This is a genomic window from Jeotgalibacillus soli (assembly GCF_000829435.1).
Taxonomy (GTDB): domain Bacteria; phylum Bacillota; class Bacilli; order Bacillales; family Jeotgalibacillaceae; genus Jeotgalibacillus; species Jeotgalibacillus soli.
In genome coordinates this window covers 58,922-72,096 of sequence record NZ_JXRP01000022.1, presented here as the reverse complement: position 1 = coordinate 72,096, position 13,175 = coordinate 58,922, and the positions used below count along the sequence as shown (strand labels likewise).

Genomic DNA, 13,175 nt, shown 5'->3' with positions numbered 1-13,175 from the left:
ATTCTCACAATAAAAAGGAGGAATCATCATGGCGAAAAAAATGCCAGAAATAGGCGATTATAAATATGGATTTGCTGATAAAGATGTATCTATTTTTCGTTCTAAGCGTGGATTGACTCGTGAGATTGTTGAAGAAATCTCTCGTATGAAACAAGAACCGCAATGGATGCTGGACTACCGTTTAAAAGCGCTAGAACAATTCTACAAAATGCCAATGCCACAATGGGGCGGCGATATGAGTGGATTGAACTTTGACGAAATTACGTACTACGTAAAGCCATCAGAAAAGAGTGAGCGCAGCTGGGATGAGGTTCCTGAAGAAATCAAAGCTACATTTGATAAGCTTGGGATCCCTGAAGCTGAGCAAAAATATCTTGCAGGTGTTTCTGCACAGTACGAATCAGAGGTTGTTTACCACAACATGAAACAAGAGCTTGAAGACATGGGCATCGTCTTCAAGGACACGGATTCAGCTCTTAGAGAAAACGAAGAAATTTTCAAAGAGCACTGGGGAACGATTATTCCATCAAGCGATAATAAGTTCTCGGCTCTTAATTCGGCCGTATGGTCTGGTGGATCATTTATCTACGTTCCAAAAGGAATCAAGGTAGATACTCCGCTTCAAGCCTACTTCCGTATTAACTCAGAAAATATGGGACAGTTTGAGCGTACACTAATTATTGTTGATGAAGGCGCAAGCGTTCATTACGTTGAGGGATGTACAGCTCCTGTTTACACAACAAACTCACTTCACAGTGCAGTTGTTGAGATTATCATTAAAAAAGATGCTTACTGCCGTTACACTACGATTCAAAACTGGGCAAACAACGTGTTTAACCTTGTTACGAAGCGTGCGGTATGTGATGCGAATGCAACAATGGAATGGGTCGATGGAAACATCGGATCTAAACTAACAATGAAATACCCAGCCGTTATCCTTCGCGGTGAAGGTGCACGTGGTATGACATTGTCCATCGCACTAGCAGGTAAAGGTCAACACCAGGATGCTGGGGCTAAAATGCATCATCTTGCTCCAAATACATCTTCAACAATCGTTTCTAAATCCATCTCTAAACAAGGTGGTAAAGTAACATACCGTGGTATCGTTCATTTTGGACGTAAGGCACATGGTGCACGCTCAAACATTGAGTGTGATACGTTGATTATGGATAATCAGTCTACTTCTGATACAATCCCTTACAACGAAATCCTTAATGACAATATTTCACTTGAGCACGAAGCAAAAGTATCAAAGGTATCAGAAGAGCAATTGTTCTACTTGATGAGCCGTGGTATTTCTCAAGAAGAAGCAACTGAAATGATCGTAATGGGCTTCATCGAGCCATTTACAAAAGAACTGCCGATGGAATATGCGGTAGAAATGAACCGTCTAATCAAGTTCGAGATGGAAGGTTCAATCGGTTAATATTGAATCACCTAACGACAGGACTCTTATTAAAGAGTCCTGTCGTTTTTTTATACGCCCGGGTTGAAAAGTCTTTTTCTAAGATATTGACAATTACTTCAGACATAGATGTAACTGTCGTATACATACGGTGGTGTGAGAAGTCGGGGGAGTAACTCGATATTTGCACTCTTTTTAAGAAGGTGATAATCAGTTCAAAACTCCCAAATAGCAGATGGGATTTTTTGAACTTCGATAAATTGTGTTCGAGCTTCGGTAAATCAGCTATAAGCTTCGATTAATTGTACAAGGGCTTCGATAAAATCAAATTTGAACTTGAACATCAATAAAGCAGTCGTCATTGCGTCTTATGCGCGCCGGGTCTAAACGTGAGCCTCTGCTTTTCATTGTCCAGCTGCAGCGCCCAGTCCCTCGAGGTCATAAGCCCCAATGCCCCAGTTGGAAAAGAGTGCCAACTGGGGCATTGCGTCTTATGCGCGTCGGGTCTAAACGGGCGCCTTCGCTTTTCTAATATGTTACAATGCTTTTATATATATGGTGGGTGATAGTATGATTTATATTGGCTTGACTGGGTGGGGGGATCATCCTAGTCTTTATATGCCAGCGTCTGCTGGGCGAGATAAGCTGAAGGATTATGGGAGTCATTTTCCAGTTGTCGAGCTGGATGCATCCTTTTATGCAGTGCAGCCGGTTCGACATGCTGAAAAGTGGGTTAATGAGACGCCTTCTTCTTTTAAATTTGTGATAAAAGCCTATCAGGGAATAACGGGACATCAGCGTGGAGATATTCCTTTTGATTCAAAAGAAGTGATGTTTAAAGCGTTTAGAGCATCGCTTCAGCCCTTTATTGATGAGGGAAAGCTTGCGATGGTTCTGTTACAGTTTCCACCTTGGTTTAATTGTACGAAGGCTCATGTGGATTATTTGCGTTATTGCCAGCACATGTTAAGCGATGTACCGATTTCATTAGAATTTCGTAATCAAACGTGGTATTCTCCTATATTCAGAAAAAAAACCATTTCCTTTATGGAGCACGGGCAATGGATTCATAGTGTCTGTGATGAGCCACAGGCTGGAGAGGGTTCGATCCCAATTGTTCCGGTCTCGACGAATACCAAAGCAACACTCATTCGTTTTCATGGCCGAAATATGCACGGTTGGACACGAAAAGGGAATGGGGATAACTGGAGAGAAGTTCGATATTTATATAAATATAATGAACAGGAGCTTTCTGAGTGGGTTGGAATCATTCGTGAACTACAGCAGCAGTCGAAGGATCTCTACATACTTTTTAATAATAATTCTGGTGGGGACGCTGCACATAACGCGAAGCAATTGATGCAGCTTCTAGGAATTGAATATGAGGATCTGGCGCCTAGACAGCTTGACCTATTTTAACCTTTGGAGTTGAAGTTATGGAATGGATTTTATTACCGCTGATCGGATTGGCAGCAGGTGTTACAGGTGCTTTGCTAGGTTTTGGGGGAGGAATAATTGTCGTTCCTGCACTTTTATTCTTTGGCTCAGCAATACCAATATTAACAGGCATTACGTCTCATTCTGCTGTAGGGATTTCATTAGTCGTAATGATCGTTACTGGATTTTCATCAACGCTTGCTTATCTTAAAGCAAAAACAGTTGATCTTAAAAGCGGGTTAATCTTTTTTATAGGTAGCGGTCCAGGAGCTATTTTTGGAGCATGGATAAACCAACGAGTGTCTTTAGATTCATTCCATCTTGCATTTGGGATATTCATGATCTTTCTTGCTTTAATTCTAATGATTCGAAGTCGATTGAAGCCGGTTGAACGATTTAAATCAGCTTCATTCCAACGTACAATTGTTGATCCTCATGGAAAAACTTTTACATATGGATTTCCTCCTTTATTCGCTACTATTGCGGCATTTGCTGTTGGTATTACTTCCGGTCTATTTGGCATTGGCGGTGGGACCATGATGGTGCCGCTTATGATTTTAGCATTTTTATTTCCTCCACACGTGGCGGTTGGGACATCCATGTTTATAGTGCTTCTGTCTGCATTAACAGGCTCAGCTACTCATATTTATTTAGGAAATGTCGATTGGCTATATACGGTTCTACTGGCTGCTGGTGCATGGTTTGGCGCTAAGCTTGGAGCTTGGGTTAAATGTGCGAATGCAGTCGGACAAGCTGGTCCTTTTATTACAGATTCTTCTGGTTGTAATGGGAGTGCGTTCAATACCGGTAGGCATGATTGGCTGATGGAAAGGAGGTTTTTTTCAGTTGAAAGAAAAGATTTATTTATACCATACAAATGATCTCCATAGTCATTTTGAAAATTGGCCTCGAATACGTGATTTTATAGGTCAAAGAAAAAAATATCATCAACTTGAGAATGAGAATGTTTTTCTTTTTGATATCGGTGATCATGTTGATCGTTCTCATTCCCTTACAGAAGGTTCAAAAGGAAAAGAGAATATTCGCTTATTGAATGAGGTGGGTTATGATGCCGTCACAATCGGAAATAACGAAGGAATCACTTTTTCACATAATCAACTGCAGCATCTTTATGATGAGGCTGAATTTCCAGTGGTTGTGGCAAATCTTTTTACAGAAAAAGGTGTCAGACCTGAATGGGCCAAGCCATACACAATCCTAACGACATCAAAGGGAACAAAGCTTGGCATTGTTGGGGTGACGGCTGAATATGGTCCCTTTTATGAACGGTTAAAATGGAGAGTCACTTCTGCAAAGGATGAATTAAAAGCACAAGTAAGAGTGTTAAAGGAGAAAGTGGATATCGTAATTTTTTTATCTCATTTAGGCATACGTGAAGATGAATGGGTCGCTGAAGAATGTCCAGATATTGATATTATTATGGGTGGGCATACTCACCATGTATTGGAAGATGGAAAGTTTCATAATAAAACCTTACTAGCTGCAGCGGGGAAATACGGTATGTATGTGGGACAGGTGGAAATCGAGTTTGATCATTCAATAAAACGTGTAACAGCACGATCGGCTAAACTTGTAGAAACTGCCTTATTGCCAGCATCATTGCAGGAGGAAGAAGAACTTTGCGAGTGGGAACGTCAAGGGAAGGAATTGCTTTCAACGGCTATCACAACACTGGAGAAACCGCTTGAACACAATCCATTATCTACATCACCGCTGTCACAACTGCTATGTTCTGCGCTTAAAGAATGGTGCAAGGCTGATTGTGCATTTCTGACAGGCGGCTTATTGCTTGATGCATTACCTGAAGGACCAGTTACAGAATATGATTTGCACCGTATTTTACCGCATCCCATCAATCCCTGCCTAGTTGAACTCAGTGGTGCAGAGCTAAAGGAAGTTCTACGTCAATCAAAAAACGCGGAGTGGCCGACAATGGAAGTGAAAGGGTTGGGGTTTCGAGGAACGATTTTAGGGGCTTTTATCTATGATGGAATTGAGCTTGTAGCAGATACAAATCAATTTTTAGTAAATCATGAACCGATTATAAACGACCAACTATATCGAGTTGCGACTGTTGATATGTTTACATTCGGTTATTTTTTCCCTGAATTACAGCGTGCAAAAAAACATTATTTCATGCCGGAATTTCTCCGTGATCTATTGAAACAGCGTATAAAGTAAGAAAATGAAAGAAAAGGTCAAAACTCCTAAGATTCAACCGATAAATAAGGTAAAGTATTCGTTACAAAATCGTTGAAAAGTAGGTTGATGGTGTGAGATTGATTTCAACAAAGATGCTTCGCACTGGAATGGTACTTGGCAATACCATTTACAATGTTTCCGAGCGGCCCCTTCTCCAAGAAAATGTCCTGCTGACGGAGCGGATGATCGGGCGTCTGAAAGAACTCAGTGTTCAGTATGTGTATATTGATGATGAACGATCAAAAGGAATAGAAGTAAAGGAATCTGTGTCTGTAGAGGTGCGAAGAAAGGCTCTTTCACAAATGGAGGAATCGTTTAAGTCAGTGACGGACAGCAAAGGAAAGGTTGTACCTTACATACTGGATCAAAAATCAAAAGAATTTCGAAATATTGTACGTGAGGTATTGGACGATCTACACTCCAATGCTGATCTCTTAACCGTACTCTCAGATGCCTATATCTATGATTCATACATATTTCATCATTCTTTTAATGTAACCTTGTATACGCTAGCAATCGCAAAGCAGCTTAAGCTTCCTCAGCAGCAGCTTGAACTAATTGGAATGGGAGCCATTCTTCATGATATCGGTAAAATTATGGTACCTGAAGAAGTTCTGTTAAAGCCTGGGGCTTTAACTGAGAATGAATTTCTAATGATAAAAGATCATACAACGCACGGTTTTGAGATTCTTAGAAATTTACATTCTGTATCGATTTTAGTGGCGCACTGTGCTTTTCAGCATCACGAGCGTTTAGACGGTTCTGGTTATCCACGCGGTATTTTAGCAAAGGACATTCATCCATATGCAAAAATCATGGCCGTTGCAGATGTATTTGATGCCGTAACATCAAATCGAGTATATCGAAAAAAAATGCTGCCATCACAAGGGTTGGAAATTCTTCATGATGGTGAGGGCAGGTTATTTGATAAGACGGTTATAAAAGCCTTTAAACAGGCTGTTGCCATTTTTCCAAACGGTCTGTCTGTTGAATTGAATGACGGCAGAAGAGGGATTATTTCTTCTCAAAATAAAGGCTTTGCTACTCGTCCTAACATAAGGATCATGCAAAACGGTGAAGAGATTATAGAAAATCCATACGAGATTAGTTTAATAGAAATGCTTAATGTGGAAATCACTAATACGGATATTGTTTTATCAGATCTCTAGGAAAAACGCCTATTCCTTCGCATACACTAATTGTGAAGGAGGGCGTTTTTTTGTGAAATGGAATCGGCAAAAGATAAGGGGTGCATGGCCAGTCCGATATGTTTGGCTGTTGTCATGTATTATGTTTGTGGTCTTTACACTACTTGGTTTATGGATGATCAATACGGGTATCAAGCCAGCGTTAATGACATATGCGGAATCACAAACAAGAAAAATAGGCTCGCTTGTTATTAGCAAAGCGATAAACCGTGAAATTGCAAATGTTATGGATATAAATGATATTATTGATAACGTTCCGACAGATTCAGCCGAGATGGTTACCACTAAATTCAATACAGAAATTATTAATCGGGTTTTATCAGAAACCACTGAGCTTGTACAGGAGCATTTACGTGCCATCGAGCGGGGGGATACAAAGGTATTACGTTCTTTGACGGAGCTTGATATTGAGGTAGAAGAATCAGGTGATATGGAAGGAATTGTCTATACGATCCCGCTTGGCCAAGCCGCCAATAATGCTTTGATTGGGAACCTTGGCCCCAAAATCCCCATTCGCTTTCATGCTGTTGGGGATGTCCAATCAAACATCAAATCAGATATACGGGAGTTTGGCATAAATAACGCTTATGTGGAGGTTTCAATCCACCTTGTTGTGAACGTACAGATCATCGTGCCATTTGCTACTGGCATTACCACCATTGAACAGGATATTCCGGTTGCAATGGGTTTGATTCAAGGACAGGTTCCTGAGATCTATAATATTGGAGAAGGCATGTCTCCATCACTTGAGGTTCCATTGCCTACAAATTAACACTTGTCAGGAGCAGCGGGGACTGGTAGTATGAATTAGTAAAAAAAGAATAGATCACCACATCATAATTCGATGGGGTAGAGGAGCAGTCTTCAAGAGTACGCTGTGTAAGGATGACAACGATGATCGCAGCTGAAAGGGAAGAATTGCCGAAGTGATAATGATCCGTCAAGGGCCTATCACTGGGGTTATCTTTAAGAAGGATAACACTCTCATTGCAGAAAATTTTTGCAATGAGGAGCTACAGATCGTGATGGAGCATACATTACTTAACGAACACAAGGGTAATGGTAGAGACCTCTATCATTGCCCTTTTTTGCGTTTTTACATCATGTACACTCTGTTCTACCCGATCTATATTTAAGGAGGACAATATGGAAGGAACAATTTATTCAATAATACCGCCGATTATTGCGATCTTAATGGTATTGCTGACAAGAAGAGTATTGCTGTCTCTTGGTGCAGGAATCGTATCGGCTGCATTGCTTGTAACGGGCTTTAATTTTTTTCAAGCATCTGGAGACGAATTATCAACGTTGGAAAGCCTTTGGCTGACATTTAGCGGCGTATTCTGGTCCTATGGATCTGATGGCGCTCCTGGTGAGTTAAATCTTTGGAATATCTTTATTATTCTATTTCTATTGATTCTGGGTGTTATTACGGCATTTATTAATGTTTCAGGCGGTGCAAGAGCGTTTGGAGACTGGGCGATGAAACGTGTAAAAACACGAGCTGGGGCACAGCTGCTGGCAGCAATGCTTGGTATTATTATATTTATAGATGATTATTTTAACAGTTTAGCCGTTGGACAGATTGCAAGACCCGTGACAGACAGACATAGAGTTTCACGTGCAAAGTTAGCGTATATCATTGATTCAACAGCCGCGCCTGTATGTGTTGTATCACCTATTTCTAGCTGGGGAGCCTATATTATTGCCATTATTGGCGGTATTTTAGTTCATCATGGAATTACTGATTACTCTGCATTCTCGGCCTTTATGCAAATAATTCCGATGAATCTATATGTATGGGCAACACTTGGTATTGTTTTAATTGTCGCGTTGCGAGGTGTTGATTTTGGCCTTATGCGCAAGCATGAGCTTCGTGCCATTGAAACGGGTCATGTATATGATGAAACAAAAGAAATTCCAGGGGAATTGAAGAATGATTTACCGACGAGTAGCCATGGAACTGTAGGCGATCTTGTATGGCCGATTATTGCACTTGTTATTGGTACGGTCGGTGCTATGATGTGGACAGGCAGCCAGCTTTACAGAGAAGACACTGGTCAGGCTGCTTCTTTAATACAAATGTTTGAATATACGGATGTAGCAAAATCATTAGTATATGGTGGTCTTGTCGGTTTAGTTGTTGCGATTATATTACTTATCAACCAAATGAAGCGTACAAACGAAATAGGGGGAACAGCATTTATTCTTGCTTTAAAAGAAGGGGTAAAATCAATGCTGCCAGCCATCTATATCCTTATTTTTGCATGGATGCTTGTAGGGCTTATTGGAGAACTGCAAACAGGTGAATATCTAGCTAGTCTTGTTGAAGCCTCTAACCTGAATGTAGCTTGGTTACCTCTCATTCTTTTCCTTACGGCAGGGGTTATGGCATTTTCTACAGGAACGTCATGGGGATCATTCGGTATTTTACTGCCAATCGCTGGACAAATTACGGCTGTTACTGATGTTGAGCTATTATTACCGGCATTAGCGGCTGTCTTGGCAGGAGCAGTATTCGGTGATCATTGCTCACCAATTTCCGATACAACCATTCTTTCGTCAACGGGAGCAGGAAGCAATCATATGGACCATGTACTCACTCAAATTCCATACGCGTTAACAGCCGCTGCCATTGCTGCAGCTGGATACGTAGTGCTTGGTTTTACAGACAACACGTTACTGGCGCTTGGTTTGGTCGTTCTTTTACTAATTGTTTTCGCCATCGTTATGGGGAAAATTTCAACTAATAATAATGTTAGATCTACTGAAGAAAATTAATTGAAAGGAAGCTGCCGTTAATCGGTTAGCTTCCTTTTCCAATTTAAAGGATTATTGTGATAGCATGTAAAAGTACAATTAGAGTGGGGAAAAATCATATTAATATTGTTTTATTATATAAAAATCCTAATTTGGAATAAAGTAATGATTGAAAATAATTATTTTCATATAATTCATATTATTTTTTAAATATTACTTTACAATTAGGTAACAAGTGCTATACTAATTTTATATTAAACTAAATAATCTGAATATACGGAAACTTCCGGGATATATATAGGGAGTACATTAGGGGGGACTAGTATGGAAAATCGTCCACAATGGGGAACGCGTGCTGGATTTATAATGGCTGCTGTGGGCTCAGCTATCGGACTAGGTAACATTTGGCGCTTTCCTGGGGTCGCTTATGAAAATGGAGGAGGAGCATTTTTCTTACCGTACTTATTCGCTTTATTAACTGCTGGAATTCCGCTCCTTATCCTGGAATTTACGATCGGCCAGAAATATCGTGGATCTGCACCCCTTTCATACAGCCGTATGAGTAAAGGAGCAGAATGGATTGGCTGGTGGCAAGTCGCAATCGCGTTCGTCATTTCTACTTATTATGCGGTCATTATTGCATGGGCGATGTCATTTGCTTATTTTTCATTCAGCAATGCTTGGGGAGACGATCCTCAAACCTTCCTGCTTGTTGATTACTTGCAGGTAGGAGAAGCAGGGGCCGTCGGTTCACTGGTTCCAGGTGTTTTAATTCCTCTAATAATTGTTTGGGGTGTGGCGCTTGGTGTTTTATTTGCAGGTGTTAAACGAGGAATCGAGCGTGCCAACAAAATTATGATCCCAACCCTTGTCGTCTTATTCTTAATTATTGTTATTAGAGCTATGACCTTGCCAGGAGCATTGGATGGATTAAATGCATTCTTCCAGCCAAACTGGGAAATGATTACAGATGGTAAAGTTTGGGTAGCGGCTTATGGGCAAATTTTCTTTAGTTTATCGATTGCCTTTGCCATTATGATTACGTATTCAAGCTACCTGCCTAAAAAAGCAGATATTACAAATAATGCCTTTATAACAGGTTTTGCTAACTCTTCTTTCGAATTGCTTGCCGGTTTTGGTGTATTTGCAGCACTTGGTTTTATGGCTGCACAGCAAGGTGTTCCGATTTCAGAAGTGGTAAGCAGCGGGGTTATTTTAGCCTTTGCCGTATTCCCGGCTATCATTAATGAGTTTCCTGCCTTCAACGAGTTTTTCGGTTTCCTTTTCTTCACTTCTTTGGTGCTGGCAGGTTTAACATCTCTCATTTCGATCACAGAAACATATGTAGCAGGCATTCAAGAAAAATTCAATGTTAAACGCTCTACGTCAGTTATTGTTGGTGGCGGTATTGCCGCAATTATTTCCTTATTATTTGCAACGCAAGGTGGGTTGAATTTCCTTGATGTAGTAGACTACTTTGTTAATCAGTTTGGTATTGCTTTTGCGGGATTGATCGAAGTGGTGTTTATTGCCTGGTATATTAAACAGCTAGATCCGCTGCAAAAACACGCTAATTCAGTTTCCGATATTCGTCTTGGACTTTGGTGGAAGGTTTGTCTAGGCATTATTACGCCGGTAGTTCTTGGCTATACGATGTACGATAATCTACGGCAAAACCTTACTGCAGAATACGGCGACTATCCGCGCGAATTCATTTTCAACTTTGGCTGGAGTGTTGCTATTGGAGTGATTTTGCTTGCGACACTATTCTCAGTAAAGAAATGGAGCGGCAATTCAGTTCAATCATCAAGTAATAAGAAGGAGGTATCTTGATATGGGAATAAGCGCAATTGTCATGATGGTCCTGGGTGTTCTTATTATTTGGGGTGGACTTGCGGCAAGCATTATTAATGCAGTGATGAAATCAAAAAAAGCTTCTTGATTTTTGAATGGAAAGAGACTGTCATTGGCAGTCTCTTTTTTGTATGAATTTTTTGACTGTCAAAATTGGTACGGTCAGCCTTGTTTTCAATAATTCAGTGTGATAAAGTGACATCAGGTAGAGTAGGTTGGATAGACTATAAAATCATGAATTTCTCAATTTGAAAATCCAATTATTTGTACATCTTTTATTAAATTCAGATCTAAATCTTGTTATAGAATATATAAGATTGGAGCGAGTATCGTGAGTACAACAAAGAATGAATATTTGCGAAAGCCTGAATGGTTGAAAATCAAACTTAATACGAATGAAAACTATACAGGCTTAAAGAAAATGATGAGAGAAAATAATCTACATACGGTTTGTGAAGAGGCGCGCTGTCCTAATATACACGAATGCTGGGGAGAAAGAAGAACAGCTACATTTATGATCCTTGGGGACACTTGTACACGTGCTTGCCGTTTTTGCGCGGTAAAGACTGGCTTACCAACTGAGCTTGATTTAGCTGAGCCAGAGCGTGTAGCAGATTCTGTTCAGCTAATGAATTTAAAGCATGCGGTTATTACAGCTGTTGCGCGTGACGATCTTAAAGATGGCGGGGCAGCCGTTTTTGCAGAAACTGTTCGCGCAATTAAAAGAAAAAATCCTTTCACTACAATCGAAGTGCTGCCTTCCGATATGGGAGGATTACGTGAGAATCTTGAAATGCTTATGGATGCACGCCCAGATATCTTAAATCACAATATTGAGACGGTTGAGCGTTTAACACCTAGAGTTCGTGCCCGTGCTAAATATCAACGTTCACTTGAATTTTTAAAACGTGCAAAAGAAATGCAACCGGATATCCCAACTAAATCAAGTCTAATGATTGGACTTGGTGAAACAGAAGAAGAAATCATTCAAACAATGGATGATCTTCGTGCACACGATGTAGACATTATGACAATCGGGCAGTATTTGCAGCCAACAAAAAAACACTTGCCAGTTATAAAATACTACACACCGTTAGAGTTTGGTAAGCTGCGTAAAATTGCCATGAGCAAAGGATTTAAGCATTGTGAGGCAGGACCGCTTGTGCGCTCATCCTATCATGCAGATGAGCAGGTAAATGCTGCTTCAAGAGAACGACAGGCGCAGGGTGAAAAGCAAGAGCAAGGAGTTTAAACATGTTAAAACTAAAGCAGCAGATTACATATCTGCTGCTTTCAGTGTGTAGACCAAGTAAAATTGTACCCTTCAGACTGAATTGCAAACGCTTGTCTTTCGAGGCACGAAGCCTTGTGAGGAGCGGAGTTACCGGGGTTGGTAATGAGCACCGTTGCAAGGTGAGTAACACCAAAAGCGGAAGCGCCTTGACCAGCCCCGAAAAACTTAAGACGCGAATGAATAGAAGACGTTCTCTGTCTTCAATTCATTTGTGATTTATGACCTAGAGGGGCTAGGTGCTGTAGCTAGACTTCGAAGAAAGCGAGCGTTTGTCAACAGTCTGAGCAGCAGATTAAGCATCTGCTGCTCTATTTTGTCCAATATCCATGGCAGCCGGAGCCAGTTGAATCATTTCTTTCTCGCTCATTTGGTCGCGTTCGTCTTCCCTTGTTTCTCCATTTGCGTTTTCACCTTCATCAATTCGATAACCTTGAGGAGAACGTTCCTTCATCATGGCAATCGTTGATGCAATTGCTTCTTCTGTTTCTTTCATCCCTTGTGAAGAAACAGAAAGATTTTCAATATTTGTTTGTAGTTTCGGATCATCCGTTACATAGACATGATACCATCTTGGTAATAGAGAAATCGCTGTTCTTTTCACACGGTCTGCAGCTTCGTTACGGTCAATATCAGCATCCGGATCTAGGCGATAAGCTACTAATACCTCTTCATCTGTAACTAATGTAGCTACATCCTCTATACCGGGAAGATCGGTGCTTAGCCTGCTGATCGCATTAGCTGCTACCTGACGGTCAATGGAATATGATTCGGGGTCAACTTGCTGTTCCGGGCCGTTCCCTAATGGACTTGCTTGATGACGTGAGTAACCAAAAATGTCCCCGTCAGAATGATCCACCATGAGATCGTCATTTGATGTCTCATTCGATAACTGCAGCAAATTGGACTGTGCTGAATCTTCTTCTGTGGCAAAAGGAGTAGAACAGGCACTTACCAGTAAACCGGTGAAAGAGAACATCAAAAGCATTTTTTTCAT

At 40.7% G+C, this 13,175-nt stretch carries 11 protein-coding genes and 1 riboswitch; of the genes, 10 read left to right on the top strand and 1 reads right to left on the bottom strand.

All coding sequences use genetic code 11. The features are described from left to right. The first annotated feature begins 28 nt into the window (after positions 1-28). The 10 genes from sufB to lipA all read left to right on the top strand — a co-directional run bounded on the left by sufB (position 29) and on the right by lipA (position 12,139). The gene (gene sufB / locus KP78_RS18095; RefSeq protein WP_041091057.1) at positions 29-1,426 is read left to right on the top strand and encodes a Fe-S cluster assembly protein SufB; all 1,398 of its coding nucleotides are present in this window, start codon (positions 29-31) and stop codon (positions 1,424-1,426) included. A gap of 549 nt (positions 1,427-1,975) precedes the next feature. Then, complete coding sequence (locus KP78_RS18090; protein WP_041091055.1) at positions 1,976-2,824, top strand: DUF72 domain-containing protein; 849 nt, start codon at positions 1,976-1,978, stop codon at positions 2,822-2,824. Positions 2,825-2,841: 17 nt separating this feature from the next. Further along, positions 2,842-3,723 carry a sulfite exporter TauE/SafE family protein gene (locus KP78_RS18085; RefSeq protein ID WP_327063198.1) on the top strand — a complete coding sequence of 294 codons (882 nt, stop codon included), beginning with the start codon at positions 2,842-2,844 and terminating at the stop codon, positions 3,721-3,723. Further along, positions 3,689-5,044: a bifunctional metallophosphatase/5'-nucleotidase gene (locus KP78_RS18080; protein ID WP_041091053.1), complete on the top strand. Its 1,356-nt coding sequence runs from the start codon at positions 3,689-3,691 to the stop codon at positions 5,042-5,044. Before KP78_RS18085 ends, KP78_RS18080 begins: the two co-directional genes overlap by 35 nt. A 92-nt stretch (positions 5,045-5,136) precedes the next feature. After that, positions 5,137-6,234, top strand: coding sequence for an HD-GYP domain-containing protein (locus KP78_RS18075; RefSeq protein WP_041091051.1), 1,098 nt, complete (start codon positions 5,137-5,139; stop codon positions 6,232-6,234). Between the two features lie 52 nt (positions 6,235-6,286). Continuing rightward, positions 6,287-7,045, top strand: a complete 759-nt coding sequence (yunB, locus tag KP78_RS18070; RefSeq protein ID WP_041091050.1) for a sporulation protein YunB — start codon at positions 6,287-6,289, stop codon at positions 7,043-7,045. Positions 7,046-7,115: 70 nt separating this feature from the next. Beyond that, positions 7,116-7,297: riboswitch (Lysine riboswitch) on the top strand. 122 nt (positions 7,298-7,419) lie between these two features. Then, positions 7,420-9,054 carry a Na+/H+ antiporter NhaC family protein gene (locus KP78_RS18065; protein ID WP_041091048.1) on the top strand — a complete coding sequence of 545 codons (1,635 nt, stop codon included), beginning with the start codon at positions 7,420-7,422 and terminating at the stop codon, positions 9,052-9,054. A gap of 303 nt (positions 9,055-9,357) precedes the next feature. After that, positions 9,358-10,866 carry a sodium-dependent transporter gene (locus KP78_RS18060; protein ID WP_041091046.1) on the top strand — a complete coding sequence of 503 codons (1,509 nt, stop codon included), beginning with the start codon at positions 9,358-9,360 and terminating at the stop codon, positions 10,864-10,866. A gap of 1 nt (position 10,867) precedes the next feature. Beyond that, entirely contained in the window at positions 10,868-10,975 is a 108-nt protein-coding gene (locus KP78_RS19670) for a methionine/alanine import family NSS transporter small subunit (RefSeq protein WP_106388602.1), read from the top strand. A 243-nt stretch (positions 10,976-11,218) separates the two neighbouring features. Next, positions 11,219-12,139 (top strand): lipoyl synthase, encoded by a 921-nt coding sequence (lipA, locus tag KP78_RS18055; RefSeq protein WP_052474935.1) that lies wholly within the window; start codon positions 11,219-11,221, stop codon positions 12,137-12,139. Between the two features lie 334 nt (positions 12,140-12,473). Here lipA and KP78_RS18050 read toward each other — a convergent pair whose 3' ends face one another. Continuing rightward, positions 12,474-13,175 (bottom strand): YhcN/YlaJ family sporulation lipoprotein, encoded by a 702-nt coding sequence (locus KP78_RS18050; RefSeq protein WP_052474934.1) that lies wholly within the window; start codon positions 13,173-13,175, stop codon positions 12,474-12,476.